Annotated in this window: 20 protein-coding genes and 1 tRNA gene; 14 read left to right on the forward strand and 7 right to left on the reverse strand. The window is 60.5% G+C overall.

From position 1 onward, the window contains the following. From KSS95_RS13420 to KSS95_RS13435, 4 genes are read left to right on the forward strand one after another with little or no spacing between them, the layout of a single operon-like run. A complete protein-coding gene (locus KSS95_RS13420) occupies positions 1 to 1,023 on the forward strand; it encodes a LacI family DNA-binding transcriptional regulator (protein WP_217847576.1) in 1,023 nt (340 codons plus the stop codon). 9 nt (positions 1,024 to 1,032) lie between these two features. Then, entirely contained in the window at positions 1,033 to 1,941 is a 909-nt protein-coding gene (gene rbsK / locus KSS95_RS13425; RefSeq protein WP_217847577.1) for a ribokinase, read from the forward strand. Continuing rightward, a complete protein-coding gene (rbsD, locus tag KSS95_RS13430; protein ID WP_217847578.1) occupies positions 1,938 to 2,342 on the forward strand; it encodes a D-ribose pyranase in 405 nt (134 codons plus the stop codon). The genes rbsK and rbsD overlap by 4 nt, the downstream gene beginning before the upstream one ends. A 60-nt stretch (positions 2,343 to 2,402) precedes the next feature. After that, positions 2,403 to 3,413 carry a nucleoside hydrolase gene (locus KSS95_RS13435; RefSeq protein ID WP_217847579.1) on the forward strand — a complete coding sequence of 337 codons (1,011 nt, stop codon included), beginning with the start codon at positions 2,403 to 2,405 and terminating at the stop codon, positions 3,411 to 3,413. Here KSS95_RS13435 and KSS95_RS13440 read toward each other — a convergent pair. Then, on the reverse strand, positions 3,385 to 3,597 hold the full coding sequence (locus tag KSS95_RS13440) for a hypothetical protein (protein ID WP_217847580.1): 213 nt from the start codon (positions 3,595 to 3,597) through the stop codon (positions 3,385 to 3,387). The genes KSS95_RS13435 and KSS95_RS13440 overlap by 29 nt on opposite strands. Before the next feature lie 288 nt (positions 3,598 to 3,885). Here KSS95_RS13440 and KSS95_RS13445 point away from each other — a divergent pair, with 288 nt between their 5' ends. Then, complete coding sequence (locus KSS95_RS13445; RefSeq protein ID WP_217847581.1) at positions 3,886 to 4,209, forward strand: I78 family peptidase inhibitor; 324 nt, start codon at positions 3,886 to 3,888, stop codon at positions 4,207 to 4,209. 210 nt (positions 4,210 to 4,419) lie between these two features. Here the strand turns inward: KSS95_RS13445 and KSS95_RS13450 are convergent, their stop codons facing one another. After that, entirely contained in the window at positions 4,420 to 4,632 is a 213-nt protein-coding gene (locus tag KSS95_RS13450; RefSeq protein ID WP_042126302.1) for a cold-shock protein, read from the reverse strand. 164 nt (positions 4,633 to 4,796) lie between these two features. Then, on the reverse strand, positions 4,797 to 5,099 hold the full coding sequence (locus tag KSS95_RS13455; protein WP_217853982.1) for a hypothetical protein: 303 nt from the start codon (positions 5,097 to 5,099) through the stop codon (positions 4,797 to 4,799). Positions 5,100 to 5,431: 332 nt separating this feature from the next. Here KSS95_RS13455 and thrS point away from each other — a divergent pair, with 332 nt between their 5' ends. From thrS to KSS95_RS13500, 9 genes are all read left to right on the forward strand, one after another. Next, positions 5,432 to 7,354, forward strand: coding sequence for a threonine--tRNA ligase (gene thrS, locus KSS95_RS13460; protein WP_217847582.1), 1,923 nt, complete (start codon positions 5,432 to 5,434; stop codon positions 7,352 to 7,354). Between the two features lie 17 nt (positions 7,355 to 7,371). Further along, the gene (gene infC / locus KSS95_RS13465) at positions 7,372 to 7,905 is read left to right on the forward strand and encodes a translation initiation factor IF-3 (protein ID WP_031314567.1); all 534 of its coding nucleotides are present in this window, start codon (positions 7,372 to 7,374) and stop codon (positions 7,903 to 7,905) included. A 63-nt stretch (positions 7,906 to 7,968) separates the two neighbouring features. Next, the gene (gene rpmI / locus KSS95_RS13470) at positions 7,969 to 8,163 is read left to right on the forward strand and encodes a 50S ribosomal protein L35 (protein WP_003250667.1); all 195 of its coding nucleotides are present in this window, start codon (positions 7,969 to 7,971) and stop codon (positions 8,161 to 8,163) included. A gap of 27 nt (positions 8,164 to 8,190) precedes the next feature. Then, a complete protein-coding gene (rplT, locus tag KSS95_RS13475; RefSeq protein WP_003250671.1) occupies positions 8,191 to 8,547 on the forward strand; it encodes a 50S ribosomal protein L20 in 357 nt (118 codons plus the stop codon). 111 nt (positions 8,548 to 8,658) lie between these two features. After that, positions 8,659 to 9,675: a phenylalanine--tRNA ligase subunit alpha gene (gene pheS, locus KSS95_RS13480; protein WP_217847583.1), complete on the forward strand. Its 1,017-nt coding sequence runs from the start codon at positions 8,659 to 8,661 to the stop codon at positions 9,673 to 9,675. 31 nt (positions 9,676 to 9,706) lie between these two features. After that, positions 9,707 to 12,088, forward strand: coding sequence for a phenylalanine--tRNA ligase subunit beta (gene pheT, locus KSS95_RS13485; RefSeq protein ID WP_217847584.1), 2,382 nt, complete (start codon positions 9,707 to 9,709; stop codon positions 12,086 to 12,088). A gap of 4 nt (positions 12,089 to 12,092) precedes the next feature. Next, positions 12,093 to 12,395, forward strand: coding sequence for an integration host factor subunit alpha (gene ihfA / locus KSS95_RS13490; protein WP_009394049.1), 303 nt, complete (start codon positions 12,093 to 12,095; stop codon positions 12,393 to 12,395). After that, positions 12,376 to 12,732, forward strand: a complete 357-nt coding sequence (locus tag KSS95_RS13495) for a MerR family transcriptional regulator (RefSeq protein ID WP_138221014.1) — start codon at positions 12,376 to 12,378, stop codon at positions 12,730 to 12,732. Before ihfA ends, KSS95_RS13495 begins: the two co-directional genes overlap by 20 nt. A 98-nt stretch (positions 12,733 to 12,830) precedes the next feature. Next, positions 12,831 to 12,907, forward strand: a tRNA-Pro gene (locus KSS95_RS13500). Between the two features lie 477 nt (positions 12,908 to 13,384). Here KSS95_RS13500 and KSS95_RS13505 read toward each other — a convergent pair. The 4 genes from KSS95_RS13505 to prpR form a co-directional block, all read right to left on the reverse strand. Further along, positions 13,385 to 15,151 carry an acyl-CoA dehydrogenase C-terminal domain-containing protein gene (locus tag KSS95_RS13505; protein ID WP_217847585.1) on the reverse strand — a complete coding sequence of 589 codons (1,767 nt, stop codon included), beginning with the start codon at positions 15,149 to 15,151 and terminating at the stop codon, positions 13,385 to 13,387. A gap of 67 nt (positions 15,152 to 15,218) precedes the next feature. Continuing rightward, positions 15,219 to 15,422 (reverse strand): hypothetical protein, encoded by a 204-nt coding sequence (locus KSS95_RS13510; RefSeq protein WP_217847586.1) that lies wholly within the window; start codon positions 15,420 to 15,422, stop codon positions 15,219 to 15,221. 86 nt (positions 15,423 to 15,508) lie between these two features. Further along, positions 15,509 to 17,110, reverse strand: coding sequence for a long-chain fatty acid--CoA ligase (locus KSS95_RS13515; RefSeq protein WP_225935502.1), 1,602 nt, complete (start codon positions 17,108 to 17,110; stop codon positions 15,509 to 15,511). A gap of 384 nt (positions 17,111 to 17,494) precedes the next feature. Further along, positions 17,495 to 19,462, reverse strand: coding sequence for a propionate catabolism operon regulatory protein PrpR (prpR, locus tag KSS95_RS13520; protein ID WP_217847587.1), 1,968 nt, complete (start codon positions 19,460 to 19,462; stop codon positions 17,495 to 17,497). Positions 19,463 to 19,556 lie beyond the last annotated feature (94 nt).

Consider the following 19,556-nt stretch of genomic DNA (forward strand, 5'->3'; position numbering starts at 1 on the left):
ATGGCTACCATCAAAGACGTCGCGGCACTGGCGGGTATTTCCTACACCACCGTGTCCCATGTATTGAACAAGACCCGTCCGGTCAGCGAGCCGGTGCGGCTCAAGGTCGAGGCGGCGATCGCCGAGCTCGACTACGTGCCCAGCGCCGTGGCCCGCTCGCTGAAGGCGCGCAGCACTGCCACCATCGGCTTGCTGGTGCCCAATAGCGTCAACCCGTACTTCGCCGAGCTGGCCCGGGGAATCGAGGACGCCTGCGAGCGCAATGGTTATTGCGTGATCCTGTGCAACTCCGACGACAACCCGCAGAAGCAGCGCAGCTACCTGAGGGTGCTGCTGGAAAAGCGCATCGACGGCTTGATCGTCGCCTCGGTGGGTGAGGACCAGGACCTGCTCGCCAGCCTCGGCAGCGTGCGCACGCCAATGGTCATCGTCGACCGCGCCCTGGATGGCGTGGCCGCCGACCTGGTGCGCATCGACCACGAGCAGGGTGCCTACCTCGCCACCCGCCACCTGCTGGAACTTGGCCATCGCCAGATCGCCACCATCGCCGGCCCGGTCGATACCGGCGTCAGCCAGCTGCGCCTTGCCGGGTTTCGCCGGGCCATGGCCGAGGCGGGTGCGCCCATCGCCGCCGGCCATGTGCTGCACAGCGACTTCACCAGCCCCGGCGGCCATGCCGCGGCGGCGCGCCTGCTCGATGGCGAGCGGCCCACGGCGATCTTCGCCGGCAACGACATGATCGGCTTCGGCGTGCTGCGCGCCGCCGCCGAGCGCAACATCGATGTGCCTGGCGAGCTGTCGGTGATCGGCTTCGACGATATCGAGCTGAGCCGCTACGTGTACCCGGCGCTGACCACGGTCGGCCAGTCGATCCGCGAGCTGGGCGAAAGCGCCGCCGGGCTGTTGCTGTCGCGCATCGGCACGCCCAGCCGCGGCGAGGCCGAGCAACGCATCGTCGCCCCGCGCATCGTGCTGCGTGAATCCACCGGGCCGCGCCCGGACCTGTTCAACGATTACCGGTAAGGAATAACCATGAATGCCAAGGTGGTTGTGGTCGGCAGCCTCAACATGGACCTGGTGGCCCGCGCCCAGCGCTTGCCCCGCGGCGGCGAGACCCTGGCCGGCGAAAGCTTCTTCACCGTGCCGGGCGGCAAGGGCGCCAACCAGGCGGTGGCGGCCGCCCGGTTGGGCGCCAGCGTGGCGATGGTCGGCAATGTCGGTGACGATGCCTATGGCCAGCAATTGCGCCGCGCCCTGGAGGTAGAGGGCATCGACTGCCAGGGTGTCGGCGTGTGCCGCGGGGTTTCCAGCGGCGTGGCGCTGATCGTGGTGGATGCCGCCAGCCAGAACGCCATCGTGATCATCCCCGGCGGCAATGGCCTGCTTGGGCCTGAGTCGGTGCGCCGCTTCGACGGCCTGCTGCAGCAGGCCGAGGTGATCATCTGCCAGCTGGAAGTGCCTGCCGCCACCGTGGCCTGGACCCTGGCCCGTGGTCGTGAGCTGGGCAAGACGGTGATCCTCAATCCGGCGCCGGCCAGCGGCCCATTGCCGGCGCAATGGTTCGCCCATATCGATTACCTGATCCCCAACGAGAGCGAGGCCGAGGCCCTGTCTGGGTTGCAGGTCCACGATCAGGACAGTGCCCGGCGTGCCGCCGAACGTTTGCGCAAGATGGGCGCGGGCAAGGTGATCGTCACCCTCGGCGCCGAGGGGGCGTTGCGGGTCGATGAAGCCGGGGCGCGGCATTTTCCGACGGACAAGGTCCAGCCGCTGGATACCACGGCGGCCGGGGATACCTTTGTCGGCGGCTTTGCCGCTGGCCTGGCGTGCGGCCTGTCGGAAGAGCAAGCCATTGGCTTTGGCCAGCGCGCCGCCGCATTGTCGGTGACCCGTGCCGGTGCGCAGCCGTCGATACCCTACCTGAAGGAGTTGGCACCATGAAAAAGACGCCGCTGCTGAATATCGCCCTGTCGCGGACCATCGCCGGCCTGGGGCATGGCGACATCCTGGTGATCGGCGATGCCGGCTTGCCGGTGCCGCCTGGCGTGGAACTCATCGACCTGGCGCTGACCCCTGGCATCCCGGATTTCACCCGCGTGCTGCGCGTGGTGCTGAGCGAGATGCAGGTGGAGCGGCATGTGCTGGCCGAGGAAATGTTCCAGGCCGCGCCGCTGGGCCTGGTCGACGTCGAACAGATGCATGCCCGTGGCGAGATCGGCCAGCGTGAAGTGATGAACCATGCCGACTTCAAGGCGCTGTGCCGGCAGGCGCGGGCCGTGGTTCGTACCGGTGAGTGCCGGCCCTACAGCAATATCGCGCTGGTGGCTGGCGTCACTTTCTAACCAGGTACGGTCGCCGCAGGAGCCCCGTTTGCCTGAAACCCTAGCAACAAGGAGTGCTGAATGTCCCTCAAAACCTTGCTCCAAGGAGCCGTGCTCATGTCCGCGCTGGCCGCTACCGCCGTCATGGCCGCCCCGCGCGACCTGATCATCGACACTGACCCCGGTGCCGACGACGTGGTAGCGCTGCTGCTGGCCATGGCTTCCCCTGACGAGCTGAAGATCCGCGCCATCACCACCGTCGCCGGCAACGTGCGCCTGGAGAAAACCTCGCGCAACGCCCGCCTGGCCCGTGAGTGGGGTGGTCGCGAAGAGATCCCGGTCTATGCCGGGGCAGGGCGCCCGCTGGTGCGCACGCCGATCTACGCGGCCAACGTGCATGGCGAGGAAGGCCTCACCGGCGTGCAGGTGCACGAGCCGAAGAAGCCCTTGGCCAAAGGCAACGCGGTGCAGTACCTGATCGACACCCTGGGCGCCGCCGAGCCCCACAGCATCACCATTGCCATGCTCGGCCCGCAGACCAACCTGGCCCTGGCGCTGATCCAGAAGCCCGAGATCGCCAACGGCATCAAGGAAGTGGTGGTGATGGGCGGCGCCCACTTCAATGGCGGCAACATCACCCCGGCGGCGGAGTTCAACCTCTACGCCGACCCCCATGCCGCCGAGGTGGTGCTGAGCAGTGGCGTCAAGCTGACCTACCTGCCGCTGGACGTGACCCACAAGGTGCTCACCAGCGACGCTCGCCTTGAGCAGTTGGCGGCGGTGAACAACAAGGCCAGCAAGCTGGTGGTGGACATCCTCAACGCCTACATCAAGTTCGACATGGACAACTACGGCATGCCTGGCGGCCCGGTGCACGATGCCAGTGTGATCGCCTACCTGCTCAAGCCCGAGCTGTTCAAGGGCAAGCCGGTGCATATGGTCGTCGACAGCCGCGAAGGCCCAACCTTCGGCCAGACCGTGACCGACTGGTACGGCGTGCTCAAGCAGCCGGCCAACGTGACGTGGATCAAGGAGGGCGATGCCCAGGGCTTCTTCGACCTGCTCAGCGCGCGCCTGGCCCGATTGCAATAGCCTCGAGTGGCGCGTGGCGCTCGAGCACCTGCTCGATGAAGCTGCGCGCCGCCTCACCGCCGCGGTCGCGCACCAGCAGGTCGACGGCGATCAGCATCAGCTCTTCGGGGGTGCTGGGGCTGTAGGCGCTCTGGCCCTCGTCCCACTTGACCTTGATATCGGCGTCGATGCTGTGGCTGCTCATGGGGCGGTTCTCGCTGGGGCCTGGGGAATAGGTCGAATACCGCGTCCTGGCGTTCGAAGGGGAGGCGTTTCGCGCTCCGCTTCTTGCAGTAAATCATGCCTTTGCCGCAGGGGCCCTGCGACTTAAGCATAAGCGCAGGCCCGGGCCGAACCGCCGGTTCGGTGCAAAATCCAGTCACGATTGCGTTTCGCGTCTAGCACCGCGGTCAGGCAGAATTGTGCGGTTTTGCAACAAACAGTTGGCGGAACTGTCCGATAGTGCAGTTCCCAGATCGATTTAGGAGGATTCATGTTCCGTACCCGCGCTTCCCTGGCGACCCTGCTGGTGGCTTCCGTCCTGGCAGGTTGCAGCACTGGCGGCTCTTCGGGTGGCAGCAGCAGCGCCCCCGCCGCCCCGGCCGACAACCACGGCCGCTGCGAAGCCAGTGGCGCCGACTTCACCATCGGCAAGCCGGCCAGCCCTGCGCTGCTGGAGCAGGCGCGCAAGGCCAGTGGCTCGCAGATGGCGCGCATCCTCACGCCGCACGATGTGATCACCCTGGAATACCGCTCCGAGCGCCTCAACCTGAACGTCGACGACAAGGGTGTGGTCACCCGCGTCAACTGCGGCTGATCCAAGCCCGGAATTGGCCCCTTGTAGGCGCGGCCTTGTGTCGCGATAGGGGCGCGCAACGGCCCCAGGTTCGTTGCCACAACACAGATCGCCGGGGCCGCTTTGCGGCCCTTTCGCGACGCAAGGCCGCTCCTGCGCAGGCGCTGCGTTGTTCTGTCGGCCCATAAAAAAACCCGCCACAAGTGGCGGGTTTTTTACAGCTATCCGAAATTACTCCGGACGAACCTGTGCAGCCTGCATGCCCTTCTGGCCTTTCTCGGCAACGAAGGAAACGGTCTGGCCTTCTTTCAGGCTCTTGAAGCCGTCGGATTCGATGGCCTTGAAGTGTACGAACAGGTCGTCGCCGCCGCCTTGAGGAGTGATGAAGCCGTAGCCTTTTTCATCATTGAACCATTTGACGGTGCCGGTTTGGCGATTGGACATGAGGTGAATCTCCAGAAACATGATTTTTTATCGGGGTGCAACGTTGCCGAGGCTACAGGAGCACCGGCAACATCATAGTGCATTTCTACGAATCTAGCGCCTTTTACCTTCGCAGGATGTTGATCCAGGGCAAAAGATGCCTATCCAGGGCCTGCGCGCCCCTGTTACTTCGGCTTGCAGGCGGCCTGAACAGCGGTCTGGGCCTTCTGCATCAGGTTGGCGTCGACGCCATCCTTGCTGTCGAGGTCCTCGATCTCCTTGTCGGTGAAATTCTTTTTGATGGCCTGGGCGCCGCACTCGCAGTGCTTTTTCGCCATTGCCGCGTCTACGCCCTGGCCGCTCGCCACTTGTTGGCATTGCGCCATGTAGGCGGCTTCTTTGCCTGCGGGGAAATTGCCTGCGTTGGCCGCCAGAGGCAGCAGCAGGGCGCTCACGGCACAGGCGGCCAGAAGAGACTGAAATCGCATAACCGGACACTCCTTGGTTAAAGGTCTCATCAAGAGTAGGTTGCTTCAGAAGGTCTGATAGGAAATTTTCCGTAAGAGTTCACCGGCAAAGCGCAATTTCCAAATATTTCTGCGAGCCGCACAACCTGCGTGCTAGCATGCCCGGCTTGCAGCTCGCCACTTGCGGCTTGCAGCTTTTACCTTCCAGTCACTCTGGTTCGTCCCTGGCAGGCCGAAAGGTCTCTGCCACTGTGAGGCAGGCTTTCCCGCGGGAAAGGCAGGGCGGATCTTGTACTGGCTCATCCCAACCCACGTGACCTTTGGTAGGGGTCACCACTAGGAGAGGAGGCGCCATGCCCGTTATTACTCTTCCCGATGGCAGTCAACGTACGTTCGACCAGCCGGTATCCGTAGCCGAAGTCGCCGCCTCGATCGGCGCGGGCCTGGCCAAGGCCACCCTGGCCGGCAAGGTCGACGGCAAGCTCGTCGATGCCTGCGACAAGATCGACCACGACGCCACCCTGCAGATCATCACCCCTAAAGATGAAGAGGGACTGGAGATCATCCGTCACTCGTGCGCCCACCTGATCGGCCACGCCGTGAAACAGCTGTACCCGACCGCCAAGATGGTGATCGGCCCGGTGATCGACGAGGGTTTCTACTACGACATCGCCTACGAGCGTCCTTTCACCCCCGAGGACCTCGCCGCCATCGAAAAGCGCATGCAGCAGCTGATCGAGAAGGACTACGACGTCGTCAAGAAGATGACCCCGCGCGCCGATGTCATCGACGTGTTCACCCAGCGTGGCGAAGACTACAAGCTGCGCCTGGTCGAGGACATGCCCGACGAGCAGGCCATGGGCCTGTACTACCATGAAGAATACGTCGACATGTGCCGTGGCCCGCACGTGCCGAACACCCGCTTCCTCAAGGCGTTCAAGCTGACCAAGCTCAGCGGCGCCTACTGGCGCGGCGATGCCAAGAACGAGCAGCTGCAGCGCGTGTACGGCACCGCCTGGGCCGACAAGAAGCAGCTGGCGGCGTACATCCAGCGCATCGAAGAAGCCGAAAAACGCGACCACCGCAAGATCGGCAAGCAGCTCGACCTGTTCCACCTGCAGGAAGAGGCGCCGGGCATGGTGTTCTGGCACGCCAATGGCTGGACCGTGTACCAGGTGCTCGAGCAGTACATGCGTAAAGTGCAGCGCGAGAACGGCTACCAGGAGATCAAGACCCCGCAGGTGGTCGATCGTATTCTCTGGGAGCGTTCCGGCCACTGGACCAACTACGCCGAGAACATGTTCACCACTGCCTCGGAAAGCCGCGACTACGCGGTGAAGCCGATGAACTGCCCTTGCCACGTGCAGGTGTTCAACCAGGGCCTCAAGTCCTACCGCGACCTGCCGCTGCGCCTGGCCGAATTCGGTGCCTGCCACCGCAACGAGCCGTCCGGCGCCCTGCATGGCATCATGCGCGTGCGTGGCTTCGTGCAGGACGATGCGCACATCTTCTGCACCGAAGACCAGGTCAAGAAGGAAGCCGCCGACTTCATCAAGCTGACCCTGGACGTCTACAAGGACTTCGGTTTCACCGATGTTGCCATGAAGCTGTCGACCCGTCCGGCCAAGCGCGTGGGTTCCGAAGAACTGTGGGATCGTGCCGAAGGCGCCCTGGCCGACGCCCTGAACGACTCGGGCCTGGAGTGGGAATACCAGCCGGGCGAGGGCGCGTTCTACGGTCCGAAGATCGAGTTCACCCTGCGCGACTGCCTCGGCCGTAACTGGCAGTGCGGTACCTTGCAGTACGATCCGAACCTTCCAGAGCGTCTGGATGCCAGCTATATCGCCGAAGATAACAGCCGAGTTCGCCCGGTAATGCTGCACCGCGCCATCCTCGGTTCGTTCGAGCGCTTCATCGGCATGCTCATCGAGCACTACGCTGGCGTGTTCCCGGCCTGGCTCGCGCCGACCCAGGCGGTGATCATGAACATCACCGACAAGCAGGCCGATTTCGCCCTCGAGGTGGAAAAAGCCCTGAACGGTAGCGGATTCCGTGCCAAGTCGGACTTGAGAAATGAGAAGATCGGCTTTAAAATCCGCGAGCATACGTTGCTGCGGGTCCCTTACCTTTTGGTTATAGGGGATCGCGAAGTCGAAACGCAAACCGTCGCTGTGCGCACCCGTGAAGGCGCAGACCTGGGCTCGATGCCCGTCGCGCAATTCACTGAGCTGCTGTCGCAAGCGGTTTCCCGGCGTGGTCGCCAAGAATCGGAGTAAAGATTATTAAGCGTGAAATGAGAAACGATAAACGAACTGCACCGAAAGCCCCGATCAACGAGAATATCTCGGCACGCGAGGTTCGGTTAATTGGTGCTGACGGCGAGCAGATTGGCATCGTCTCGATTGATGAAGCGCTGCGTATCGCTGATGAAGCGAAGCTGGATCTGGTGGAAATCTCTGCAGACGCGCAACCGCCCGTCTGCAAGGTGATGGACTACGGCAAGCACCTCTTCGAGAAGAAGAAGCAGGCCAACGAAGCCAAGAAAAACCAGAAGCAGATCCAGATCAAAGAAATCAAGTTTCGTCCAGGGACGGAAGAAGGGGATTACCAGGTAAAACTACGCAACCTGGTACGTTTCCTTAGCGATGGGGACAAGGCCAAGATCTCTCTGAGATTCCGCGGCCGTGAGATGGCCCACCAGGAGCTGGGCATGGAGCTGTTGAAGCGGGTTGAAGCTGACCTCGTGGAATACGGCACCGTTGAGCAGCATCCGAAGATGGAAGGACGCCAGCTTATGATGGTCATCGCCCCCAAAAAGAAGAAGTAATCTCCCGGGCACGGCAGGCCTGATGATTATTGTGTAATTTTTATTCGAATGCGGAGTTCCAACATGCCAAAGATGAAAACCAAGAGCGGTGCTGCGAAGCGCTTCCTGAAGACGGCTTCCGGCTTCAAGCACAAGCACGCTTTCAAGAGCCACATCCTGACCAAAATGTCGACCAAGCGTAAGCGTCAACTGCGCGGTGCCAGCTTGCTGCACCCGTCCGACGTGGCGAAAGTCGAGCGCATGCTGCGCGTTCGTTAATTCTGGTTAAGATAGAGGAAGTTACTCATGGCTCGTGTTAAGCGCGGCGTTATCGCTCGTAAGCGTCACAAAAAAATTCTGAAACTGGCTAAAGGTTACTACGGTGCACGTTCGCGCGTATTCCGTGTAGCCAAGCAAGCGGTCATCAAGGCAGGCCAATACGCCTACCGCGACCGTCGCCAGAAGAAGCGTCAGTTCCGCGCACTGTGGATCGCTCGTATCAACGCCGGTGCCCGCACCAACGGTCTGTCCTACAGCCGTCTGATTGCTGGCCTGAAAAAAGCGTCGATCGAAATCGACCGCAAGGTTCTGGCTGATCTGGCAGTGAACGAAAAAGCGGCGTTTGCTGCGATTGTCGAGAAGGCTAAAGCCGTACTGGCTTAAGTACCCACGACAATCATCCGGCGGCGCCTGCGCCGTCGGGTGTAAAACGTCATCGGATAGGGGAAGAGCCTTCAAAAGCTCTTCCCCTATTTTCGTATCTGGAGTCTGTACATGGAAAACCTGGACGCGCTGGTCGCCCAAGCCCTTGAGGCCGTGGAACGCGCTGAAGACATCACTACCCTGGAACAGATCCGGGTCCAATATCTCGGCAAGAAAGGCGAGCTGACCCAGGTGATGAAGACCCTGGGCAACCTGCCAGCCGAGGAGCGCCCCAAGGTCGGCGCGCTGATCAACGACGCCAAGGAACGCGTCACCGACGTGCTCAACGCACGCAAGGCCGCCTTCGAAGAAGCCGAGCTCAACGCTCGCCTGGCCGCCGAATGCATCGATGTGACCCTGCCAGGCCGTGGCCAGACCACCGGCGGGCTGCACCCGATCACCCGTACCCTCGAGCGCATCGAGCAGTTCTTCACCCACATCGGCTACGGCATCGCCGAAGGCCCCGAGGTCGAAGACGACTACCACAACTTCGAAGCGCTCAACATCCCCGGCCACCACCCGGCCCGGGCGATGCACGACACCTTCTATTTCAATGCCAACATGCTGCTGCGCACCCACACCTCGCCGGTGCAGGTGCGCACCATGGAAAGCACCCAGCCGCCGATCCGCATCGTCTGCCCGGGCCGTGTATACCGCTGCGACTCGGATATCACCCACTCGCCGATGTTCCACCAGGTCGAAGGCCTGCTGATCGACCGCGGCATCAACTTCGCCGACCTCAAGGGCACCATCGAGGAGTTCCTGCGGGTGTTCTTCGAGAAAGAACTGGCCGTGCGCTTCCGCCCGTCGTTCTTCCCCTTCACCGAGCCTTCCGCCGAAGTCGACATCCAGTGCGTGATGTGTTCCGGCAAGGGCTGCCGCGTGTGCAAGCAGACCGGCTGGCTGGAAGTGATGGGCTGCGGCATGGTCCACCCGAACGTGCTGCGCATGTCCGGCATCGACCCGGAAGAGTTCCAGGGCTTCGCCTTCGGCATGGGCGCCGAGCGCCTGGCCATGCTGCGCTATGGCGTCAACGATTTGCGTCTGTTCTTCGACAACGACCTGCGGTTCTTGGCTCAATTCCGCTAGGCCCAATCGACGCAACTTTCAGGAGAACAGCATGAAATTCAGTGAACAGTGGCTGCGCGGTTGGGTAAACCCGCAAGTCTCCCGTGACGAACTGGTCGCCCGCCTGTCCATGGCCGGCCTCGAAGTCGACAGCGTGACCCCCGCTGCCGGCCAGTTCAGCGGCATCGTGGTGGGCGAGATCCTCACCACCGAACAACACCCGGACGCCGACAAGCTGCGCGTGTGCCAGGTGAGCAACGGCGCGGAAACCTTCCAGGTCGTCTGCGGTGCCCCGAATGCCCGCCCAGGCATCAAGATTCCGTTCGCCATGATCGGCGCCGAGCTGCCGGGCGACTTCAAGATCAAGAAGGCCAAGCTGCGCGGTGTCGAATCGTTCGGCATGCTTTGCTCGGCGGCTGAACTGCAGATCAGCGAAGAGAACGACGGCCTGCTGGAACTGGCGGCCGACGCCCCGGTTGGCCAGGACATCCGTCAGTACCTGAACCTGGACGACGCCAGCATCGAGATCGGCCTGACCCCGAACCGCGGTGACTGCCTGTCCATCGCCGGCCTGGCCCGTGACGTCAGCGCCTTGTACGACGTACCGGTCATCCGCCCGACGGTGCCAGCCGTGCCGGCTGCCCACGACGAAGTGCGCCCGGTCGAAGTCAGCGCCCCGGCCGCCTGCCCACGCTACCTGGGCCGCGTGATCCGCAACGTCGACCTGAGCAAGCCGACCCCGCTGTGGATGGTCGAGCGCCTGCGCCGCAGCGACGTGCGCAGCATCGACGCCGCTGTCGACATCACCAACTACGTGATGCTCGAACTCGGCCAGCCGATGCACGCCTTCGACCTCGCCGAAATCAACGGCGGCATCCGCGTGCGCATGGCCGAGGAGGGCGAAAAGCTCGTCCTGCTGGACGGCCAGGAAGTTGCCCTGCGCGCCGACACCCTGGTGATCGCCGACCACACCCGCGCCCTGGCCATTGCCGGCGTGATGGGTGGCGAGCACAGCGGCGTCAACACCGAGAAGACCCGCGACCTGTTCCTCGAGAGCGCCTTCTTCGAGCCGATTTCCGTTGCTGGCAAGGCCCGTTCCTACGGCCTGCACACCGATGCCTCGCACCGCTACGAGCGCGGCGTCGATTCGCAACTGGCCCGTGAAGCCATGGAGCGCGCCACCGCGCTGGTGCTGGAGATCGTCGGCGGCGAAGCAGGCCCCGTAGTCGAGGCCGTGAGCGAGCAGCACCTGCCGAACATCGCGCCGATTACCCTGCGCGACGACCGCATCACCCAGATGCTCGGCATGCAGATGGAAGCCGCCCAGGTCGAGCAACTGCTCAACGCTTTGGAACTGAAAACCAGCGCAAGTGGGGCAGGGCAGTGGACTGTCACCGTCCCAAGCCACCGCTTCGACGTCAGCCTGGAAGTCGACCTGATCGAAGAGCTGGCCCGCCTGTACGGCTACAACAACCTGCCGGTCCGCTACCCGCAAGCCCGCCTGGCCCCGCAAGCCCGCCCGGAAACCCGCGGCGAGCTGCCGAACCTGCGCCGCCTGCTGGTCGCCCGCGGCTACCAGGAAGCCATCACCTACAGCTTCATCGACCCGAAACTGTTCGAGCTGTTCACCCCAGGCGTCGAGCCGCTGCTGCTGGCCAACCCCATCTCCAACGACATGGCCGCCATGCGCGCCTCGTTGTGGCCGGGCCTGGTCAAGGCAATGCAGCACAACCTCAACCGCCAGCAAGACCGCGTGCGCCTGTTCGAAAGCGGCCTGCGCTTCGTCGGCCAGCTCGGTGACCTCAAGCAGCAGCCGATGATCGCCGGCGTCGTCACCGGCAGCCGCCAGCCAGAAGGCTGGGCCAACGGTCGCGACGGCATCGACTTCTTCGATGTCAAAGCCGATGTCGAGGCCCTGCTGGGTTACTCGGGCGCCCTGGGCGACTTCAGCTTCGTCGCCGGCAAGCACCCAGCCCTGCACCCCGGCCAGACCGCCCGCATCGAGCGCGACGGCAAGGAAGTCGGCTACCTCGGTGCCATCCACCCGGAGCTGGCCAAGACCCTCGGCCTCGAGCGCCCGGTATTCGTCTTCGAGCTGGTGCTCAGCGATGTCGTGGAAGGCCGCCTGCCGAAGTTCAGCGAGCTGTCCAAGTTCCCGGAAACCCGTCGTGACCTGGCCTTGATCGCAGGTCGTGATGTGGCTTCTAGCTCGGTGCTTGAAGTAATTCGTGACAATGCAGGCGAATGGCTCACAGACCTCAGGCTGTTTGACGTCTACCAGGGTAAAGGCATTGATCCTGATAGAAAAAGCCTGGCCGTCGGCTTGACCTGGCAACATCCATCGCGCACTCTTAACGACGATGAGGTGAATGAAACCCTGCAAACTATCCTCACCTCGCTTGAACAAAGGTTGAACACCACGTTAAGGAAATAACGGCATGGGTGCTCTGACGAAAGCTGAGATGGCCGAAAGGCTGTACGAGGAGCTGGGGCTCAACAAGCGCGAGGCCAAGGAGCTGGTCGAGCTGTTTTTCGAAGAAATTCGGCACGCGCTTGAAGACAACGAGCAGGTCAAGTTGTCCGGTTTCGGCAACTTCGACCTTCGCGACAAACGCCAGCGGCCGGGCCGCAACCCCAAGACAGGGGAAGAGATCCCGATCACCGCGCGCCGCGTCGTCACCTTTCGTCCAGGGCAGAAGCTGAAAGCCCGGGTAGAGGCCTATGCTGGAACCAAGCCATAACGACGAGCTGCCCCCCATCCCGGGCAAACGCTACTTCACCATCGGTGAAGTCAGCGAGCTCTGTGCGGTAAAACCGCACGTGCTGCGCTACTGGGAGCAGGAATTCCCGCAGCTCAACCCGGTGAAGCGCCGTGGCAACCGGCGGTACTATCAGCGCCAAGACGTGCTGATGATCCGCCAGATCCGCGCTTTGCTGTATGACCAGGGCTTTACCATTGGCGGGGCGCGGTTGCGGCTCTCCAGTGATGAGGTCAAGGATGAGTCCAGCCAGTACAAGCAGCTGATTCGGCAGATGATTACCGAGTTGGAGGATGTGTTGGTTGTGCTGAAGAAGTGACCTGTTGGCGACGAGTGGAAATTTTTGAAAAAAAGCTTCCATTATTCAAAAGGTTAGGTTAAATTCTTCAACGTTCTCAGCGGTATCGAGAATGATGTCGGGGCGTAGCGCAGCCCGGTAGCGCACTTGCATGGGGTGCAAGGGGTCGAGTGTTCGAATCACTCCGTCCCGACCAAAATACTCCAAAGAATCCAGTCACTTAACGGTGGCTGGATTTTTTTATGGTTGTACGATTTATCAATTTGCAAATTTTTACCCCACTTTTACCCCACCGTACTCCAGTTGTATGTTCAGGCTGTTGGGATCATCAGGCTTTGGATTCCTATCTGCCAGAGGGCACCTTCCGACTCTGAGGGGCCGCCTTCCTCTGGCTTGGCTTGGTTGAGCCTTCCAGGGCTCCGCTAGGCTCGAGTTTGATCGAGGGCTCTATGTCGTATATGGGTTGCAGGCATGGGGTGTAGCGAGATAAGCCCCGGTTCGGGCCCCAACTTTTCCGCATCTACCCCCCAGGCAAAGACTGCCGTAGGTGGTGCAGCAGGTAAGGTGAAACGCTGGTTAAGACCGCGCGCTTGGAGGCTAGGGGGGTGAGTTCTCGTCTGAGCAAAAAAAAGGACGCGGCGCCAAGGGGCATGCACCGCGCCAAGAGCAAAGCTTAGAACTGATCGGCGTCTAGTACGTAGAGGCAGGCGCTACCTGCGCGAGCGGCACTGCTTAGTGACTCGATACGCGGTAGGAGGCGGTCGAAATAGAAGTGAGCGGTGGCTAACTTAGCTTGGTAGAAACTGTCTGCCTTGCCAGAAGCGGCTCGTGCCATGCGTGCCCACATGTACGCGTAGGCGATGTAACCAAATACATGCAGGTAGTCGACGGCGGCGGCGCCGGCTTCGTAAGGGTTTGAACTGGCTGTTTCGAGAAGATGAGAGGTGAGGGCCTCCAACTGCCCCAGCGCTTCTGCTAGACGACGACTGAATGCTTCGTGCGGCGATGTTTCGACGAAACTGCGGATCTCGCTTGCGAAAATAGAGAAAAACTCTCCGCCGTTAGCCAAGACCTTGCGTGTTATCAAATCCAGCGCCTGGATGCCATTGGTGCCTTCATAGATTTGAGCAATGCGAACATCGCGAACCAACTGCTCCTGGCCCCACTCGCGAATGTAGCCATGGCCTCCAAATACCTGCTGGCCGTGCACGCAGCACTCTAGCCCGGCATCGGTAAAGAATGCCTTGGCCACCGGCGTAAGCAGCGCTACCAATGCCTCGGCGCGAGCACGCTGCTCGACTTGGGGGGAGTACTTGGCTATGTCAAGCTGCTGCCCGAGATAGGTAGCGAACGCCCGGCCACCTTCGGTCATGGCTTTCATTGTCAGCAACATGCGGCGTACATCGGGGTGGACAATGATCGGGTCGGCGGCAGCATTCTTCAGTTGTGCCCCCTGTGGGGCTCGGCTTTGCTTGCGCTCACAAGCATAGTCCACTGCAGCCTGGTAGGACCTTGCTGCACAGCCGATGCCTTGGATACCAATGGACAGGCGCTCATAGTTCATCATGGTGAACATGGCGGCCAACCCCTTGTTCGGTTCACCCACCAACCAGCCAGTGGCACCGTCGAAGTTCATCACACAAGTGGCTGACGCCTTAATACCCATCTTGTGTTCAATGGAGCCGCAGGCCACCGTATTGCGCAAGCCGAGCTTGCCGTGGTCGTCGACCAATACTTTGGGCACGAGGAAAAGTGAAATACCGCGTGAGCCGGCCGGTGCGTCAGGTAGCTTGGCCAGCACCAGATGGATAATATTTTCAGTAAGGTCCTGCTCTCCGCCGGTGATGAAGATCTTGGTGCCGGTAATGGCATAGCTGCCGTCGGCATTGACCGTTGCCTTCGTGCGGATCAGTCCTAGGTCGCTGCCAGCATGTGGTTCGGTCAGGCACATGGAGCCCGCCCAGCGACCTTCGTACATTGCCGGCAAGTACTTGGACTTGAGTGCGGCACTGGCGTGAGCGTCAAGGGCCAGGCAGGCACCCGCGGACAGCGTGGAATACAGTGCGAAACTGGCATTGGCCGCGTAGGCCATCTCCTCGCACTGTACCGAGAGCATTTTAGGCATGCCCATTCCACCGTACTCAGGATTGCCGGCCAGCCCCACCCAGCCGCCTTCGGCATACGTACCGTATGCTTCACGAAAACCTGCTGGGGTCGTCACTAGGCCGTTTTCCCACTGTGCACCTTGTTCGTCGCCGCTGCGATTAAGAGGGGCGATCAGGCCTGCGGCGAGTTTTGCAGCCTCCTCGAGGATGGCATCAGCCATTGTGCTATCAATGCGTTCAGTCAGTGCTGGTAGCGTCTGCCAGAGGGCTGGAGCATCGAACACTTCGTTGAGCAGGAAGCGCATGTCACGTAATGGCGCCTTGTAATCGTGCATGGTCTGAACCTCTTGGAGAAATATGTAGCGGAAGGTAGGGCGGGCGTAGACGGCCGACGCCGATAAGTCAGTGGTGATGGCTGACCGCGATCCTCTGGCCGTTCTGTATGTGGGTCAGTTGATCGTCGAAGTCGTCTCGGTCTTTCACCGCTCTTACGCCACGGTCGAGATCAGAGACCGCTGCGATGGCCAGGGATGCCAATGACATAGACCGCAGCGCAAGGTAGTCATAGCGTTGGGGCTGACGGGTATTGGAGGTGGTACTGCTCATGCTGGTTCTGCTTGATTTGGTCGTAAGATCGCCCCGTGACTCGCTCAGGAGCTAGTCATTGGGGCAATGGCGCGCAGGCGCTTCGGTCAGTGCTGAACGCAGGTGGCAAAGCGCTCTCGCAGTGCCTTCTTGCTGACTTTGCCGGTTGCGGTATGAGGAAGTTTTTCCAGATATTCACAGCCATCCGGCATCCACCATTTCGGAATCTTGCCGTCCAAAAACGCCACAAGTTCCTCATGAGAGGGAGGGGTTGCCGCATGTCTCGGGACAATGATCAAGAGTGGGCGCTCGCTCCAGCGAGCATGTGGGATAGCAATGACGGCCGCCTCCGCAACCTGCGGATGTGCCATGACTGCATTCTCGATTTCCACCGAGCATATCCATTCACCTCCCGACTTGATCACGTCCTTGATCCGGTCGGTGATCAACATGTAGCCGCGGTGATCGATGGTCGCTACATCGCCGGTGTCGAACCAACCTTCGCAGGGTTCTTCTCCGAAGTATCCATTGCGTACCCAGGGGCCGCGGACTTGCAGCGAACCAGAGGCTTGGCCGTCGTGAGGTAGAGGGCGCAAGGCTTCGTCGACGATGCGCATCTCAACGCCAAACAATGCCCGTCCTGACTTGAGCAACTGCTTTGCACAGTCCTTATCCGATAGCGCGCCATACCAGGGTTGGTGTCGGTTATAACTGCCCATTGGGCTCAGCTCGGTCATCCCCCAGCCGTTTTCCAGCGCCACGCCGTAGTGTTGCATGGCGTTGATCAGTGAAAGCGGGCATGCGGCGCCACCACTGACAGCGCGTTGCAAAGAGGGGATTGTGCCGCCCTGGGCATCGAGATGCTGTGAAATGTTGGCCCAAAGCGTCGGAACTCCCAGAGAGAAGCTGACCTTTTCATCATTGATCAATTTGACCATGGTGCCGGCATCGCCCACCCGAGGCCCAGGGAGGACCAGTTTGGCTCCGACCATTGCTGCGTTGTAGGGCATCCCCCAAGCATTGACATGGAACATCGGCACCATTGGCATTACGACATCAAGCGCCCGTAGTCCTACATTGTCAGCCATGTTCTGGGCCATGCCATGCAGAACCGTGCTGCGATGGCTCGCCAGTACGCCTTTGGGGTTGCCCGTGGTGCCGGAGGTGTAGCATAGCCCGCTGCTTCGATGTTCATCGAGATCGGGCCAGTCATAGGTTTCATCGTGCGACAGCAGCAATGCCTCGTAGCTGACAAGATTGGGCAGTGTGCTGGCGGGTAATGCTTCCGCTGGGCAAAGTACGATGTAGCGGCGCACGCTGCTGATTTCATGCTGAATACTTTCCAGCAGTGGCACGAACTGCGGGTCGACGAATAGCAGATCGTCCTCGGCATGGCGAATGATGTAGCTGATCTGCTCGGGGAACAGCTTGGGGTTGATGGTGTGACAAATACGCCCTGAGCATGGAATTGCATAATGCAGCTCGAAATGCCGATGATCGTTCCAGGCTAGGGTGCCGACCCGTGCATCCATAGGGCAATCCAGCGTATCCAGCACATTGGCTAGGCGGCCTACGCGAGCGAATGCTTCGGCATAGGTGTATCTATGTACTTGGCTATCGGAAAGCAGCGAGACAATTTCGGTGTCGGCAGCAACCATGAGAGCCTGCCGCATGATGGCAGTGATATTCAGGTTGAAGTTCATCATCATGCCTAGCACAGGCACCTCCTGTTTTGTTTTTGTATTTGAATAGGGTTGCGCACCCACTGGGTGCCAAGCCGAAACAGGAGAAAGCAAGCAGCATGCCAAAACTTTGGGGTGGTTTATTATTTTAAGAAAACACTTTTAAATCAGAGGTTTGTATTGATGTTGAAGTAAAGATTCATCCTTGAAGGGGCATTCGGTGGGTTGTTTTTATTTCATTTTTGAAATTAATTTCAGAGTTGAATTTAGGTCTGCTAGTGTGGTCCCATTCTGCATCGGAAAGTTCGTATCGCTTGGGTATGGCAGAATCCTTCGCCTAAAAAGCGAGAACTCTACGGGCAATCAGGCTTCCAGAGGCCTCGGTGAGGTTTCAAAGATTTCATACAGAACCTAGCGGGGCTTTGCTTCGCGCAGCCGTCTCCAGAGCGTGGTACGGCTGATGCCCAGGCGCTTGGCGGCTTCGTCCATATCGCCTTCACAACGTTCAACCATTTCACTGACGCGGGCGCTTTCTTGTGCGCGACTGAGGCTTCGCAAGTCCTGGGCCAAGTGCGGCGCAACCGCTTGGGGCGATGGGATTGATGGCGGTTCGAACAGTTCATCGAACAGCGTTTGCAGTTCCAGAGCGGTACTCGCGTCCTGGAGCACATTGGCCGAAAGCACGGCTCGTTCGACGATGTTCTCCAGCTCGCGAATGTTGCCGGGCCAACTGTACTGTTGAAGGTAAGGCATGAGGCGCTCAAGCAGGACATGGGGAGCAGTGCTAGTCGGCGTCCGCGCCGATAGCTTCGTCAGCAAGAATTGGGCAAGCATTGGTATGTCTTCAGGACGTTCACGCAGGGGGGGGATGACCAAGCGTAAAATGTTAACCCGGTAATAAAGGTCCTCTCGGAACTCACCATCGCGGACACGTGCGCGCAGATCACGATGCGTGGCGGCAATCACACGAATATCTATAGGGGTGGGTTCAGCGGCGCCTAAGCGAAGTACTTCACGCTCCTGCAGCACCCGCAGAAGGCGCGTTTGCAGCGTCACTGGCATGTCGCCTATCTCATCGAGGAATAGGGTCCCCGTGTGGGCGTTTTCTATCAGGCCCGCCTTTCCGCCCTTGCGTGATCCGGTGAAGGCGCCTTCTTCGTAACCAAACAATTCGCTTTCTAGCAATGACTCAGGAAAGGCGGCGCAGTTGATGGCGACGAAAGGCCCGGACTGGCGAGGGCTGGCGTTATGGATGCTTTGCGCCAAGAGTTCCTTGCCGGTCCCACTTTCACCATGGACTAGCACAGTGGCGTCGGCAGATGCATAGCGTTGAGCGAGGTCCAACATGACGCGAAAACCTGAGGCCTGACCAAGCATCTGTTCGAAGCGATAGCGGGCGGTGAATTGCCTTGGCTTGACCTGGCTGCGAATGCGTCGCTCCGTTCGCTGAATCGCGTTCGCCTCCTGGCAGGTAATCACGAGCCCGTCAGGTTTGCCGTTTTCGATGATGGGGGAGACGTTAGCTGCCAGTGTACAGTCAGCTATCTTGAAGATATGGCTTTCTTCCCCTTCAGCGCTGAAATGAACATTGCCGATATCGAGGCCGGGAACGATCTCGTTTATCGGCCGTCCGCGCGCCCAATCGCCAGCAATGCCTAACAGGGACGCCATGCGTGGGTTCAGTGATTGAACGATGCCCTCGGCGTCCACGGCTATCACGCCATCGGATAGATTGCGCAACACTGTATTGAGGCGTTGTTGCTGAATGAGGCTTTGTTGGCGGCTTCGACAAATCGCAAGAGCATCCTCCAGGGCGCGCCGCACGGTATCGGCGTTAAGTGCCAAGACACCCCGTGCACCCGCCGCCTCGGCAGTTTCCACCGCGGTGGAGGAGCCCACCACTACGCGATAACCGTCATCGACCAAGTGATGAATCTGTTGGCGAACACCCTCGTAACTGCTGTAGGTAGCTTGGCGGATGTCGACGGTGAATAACGACGACATGGCCTGAAGTTCGGGGTGCTCGTGCTGGAAGCTGACGATGCCTACTTTGGTGGCCTGCGCCCGAGCAAGGTCGAGCGCACGAATAAGATCGTACTCCCCCATGCGAATTGCCAGGATGGCTATCGAGAGCTGCCGCCTGAGGAACTCGGACGTTGCCCCCGAGCAGATGATTACATCGACGTCATTTCTGGCCTCCAAGGCGTGCCCGGTATCGAGCAGCAGGTCTACCGTTGTCTCGACGACCTCTACCCGGGCTCGGCCGTGATAGTCCGGGATCACCTGTTCGACTATCTGGGCCATCCGACTAGGCCCGTCAGGCAGGCGAAGATGAGTGATCAGCGCAACCACTCTTGGCAGGTACTCTTCGATGTGCATATCCCGCATCCATGATTTTTTCTATATTGAAAAATAAATTTCAAACTTGCAACGGCTGATCCAGCCAGCTCGCAAGACAGATTTCCAATAAAAG

The organism is Pseudomonas muyukensis, assembly GCF_019139535.1.
Taxonomy (GTDB): domain Bacteria; phylum Pseudomonadota; class Gammaproteobacteria; order Pseudomonadales; family Pseudomonadaceae; genus Aquipseudomonas; species Aquipseudomonas muyukensis.

Coding starts and splice junctions, on each gene's coding strand:
- KSS95_RS13515 (WP_225935502.1), bottom strand. CDS start 17,110: ATGATGATGAACTTCAACCTGAATATCACTGCCATCATGCGGCAGGCT.
- rplT (WP_003250671.1), top strand. CDS start 8,191: ATGGCTCGTGTTAAGCGCGGCGTTATCGCTCGTAAGCGTCACAAAAAA.
- infC (WP_031314567.1), top strand. CDS start 7,372: ATGAGAAACGATAAACGAACTGCACCGAAAGCCCCGATCAACGAGAAT.
- KSS95_RS13505 (WP_217847585.1), bottom strand. CDS start 15,151: ATGCACGATTACAAGGCGCCATTACGTGACATGCGCTTCCTGCTCAAC.
- rbsK (WP_217847577.1), top strand. CDS start 1,033: ATGAATGCCAAGGTGGTTGTGGTCGGCAGCCTCAACATGGACCTGGTG.
- KSS95_RS13455 (WP_217853982.1), bottom strand. CDS start 5,099: ATGCGATTTCAGTCTCTTCTGGCCGCCTGTGCCGTGAGCGCCCTGCTG.
- KSS95_RS13440 (WP_217847580.1), bottom strand. CDS start 3,597: ATGAGCAGCCACAGCATCGACGCCGATATCAAGGTCAAGTGGGACGAG.
- KSS95_RS13420 (WP_217847576.1), top strand. CDS start 1: ATGGCTACCATCAAAGACGTCGCGGCACTGGCGGGTATTTCCTACACC.
- ihfA (WP_009394049.1), top strand. CDS start 12,093: ATGGGTGCTCTGACGAAAGCTGAGATGGCCGAAAGGCTGTACGAGGAG.
- prpR (WP_217847587.1), bottom strand. CDS start 19,462: ATGCACATCGAAGAGTACCTGCCAAGAGTGGTTGCGCTGATCACTCAT.
- pheS (WP_217847583.1), top strand. CDS start 8,659: ATGGAAAACCTGGACGCGCTGGTCGCCCAAGCCCTTGAGGCCGTGGAA.
- KSS95_RS13450 (WP_042126302.1), bottom strand. CDS start 4,632: ATGTCCAATCGCCAAACCGGCACCGTCAAATGGTTCAATGATGAAAAA.
- pheT (WP_217847584.1), top strand. CDS start 9,707: ATGAAATTCAGTGAACAGTGGCTGCGCGGTTGGGTAAACCCGCAAGTC.
- KSS95_RS13510 (WP_217847586.1), bottom strand. CDS start 15,422: ATGAGCAGTACCACCTCCAATACCCGTCAGCCCCAACGCTATGACTAC.
- KSS95_RS13445 (WP_217847581.1), top strand. CDS start 3,886: ATGTTCCGTACCCGCGCTTCCCTGGCGACCCTGCTGGTGGCTTCCGTC.
- thrS (WP_217847582.1), top strand. CDS start 5,432: ATGCCCGTTATTACTCTTCCCGATGGCAGTCAACGTACGTTCGACCAG.
- rpmI (WP_003250667.1), top strand. CDS start 7,969: ATGCCAAAGATGAAAACCAAGAGCGGTGCTGCGAAGCGCTTCCTGAAG.
- KSS95_RS13435 (WP_217847579.1), top strand. CDS start 2,403: ATGTCCCTCAAAACCTTGCTCCAAGGAGCCGTGCTCATGTCCGCGCTG.
- KSS95_RS13495 (WP_138221014.1), top strand. CDS start 12,376: ATGCTGGAACCAAGCCATAACGACGAGCTGCCCCCCATCCCGGGCAAA.
- rbsD (WP_217847578.1), top strand. CDS start 1,938: ATGAAAAAGACGCCGCTGCTGAATATCGCCCTGTCGCGGACCATCGCC.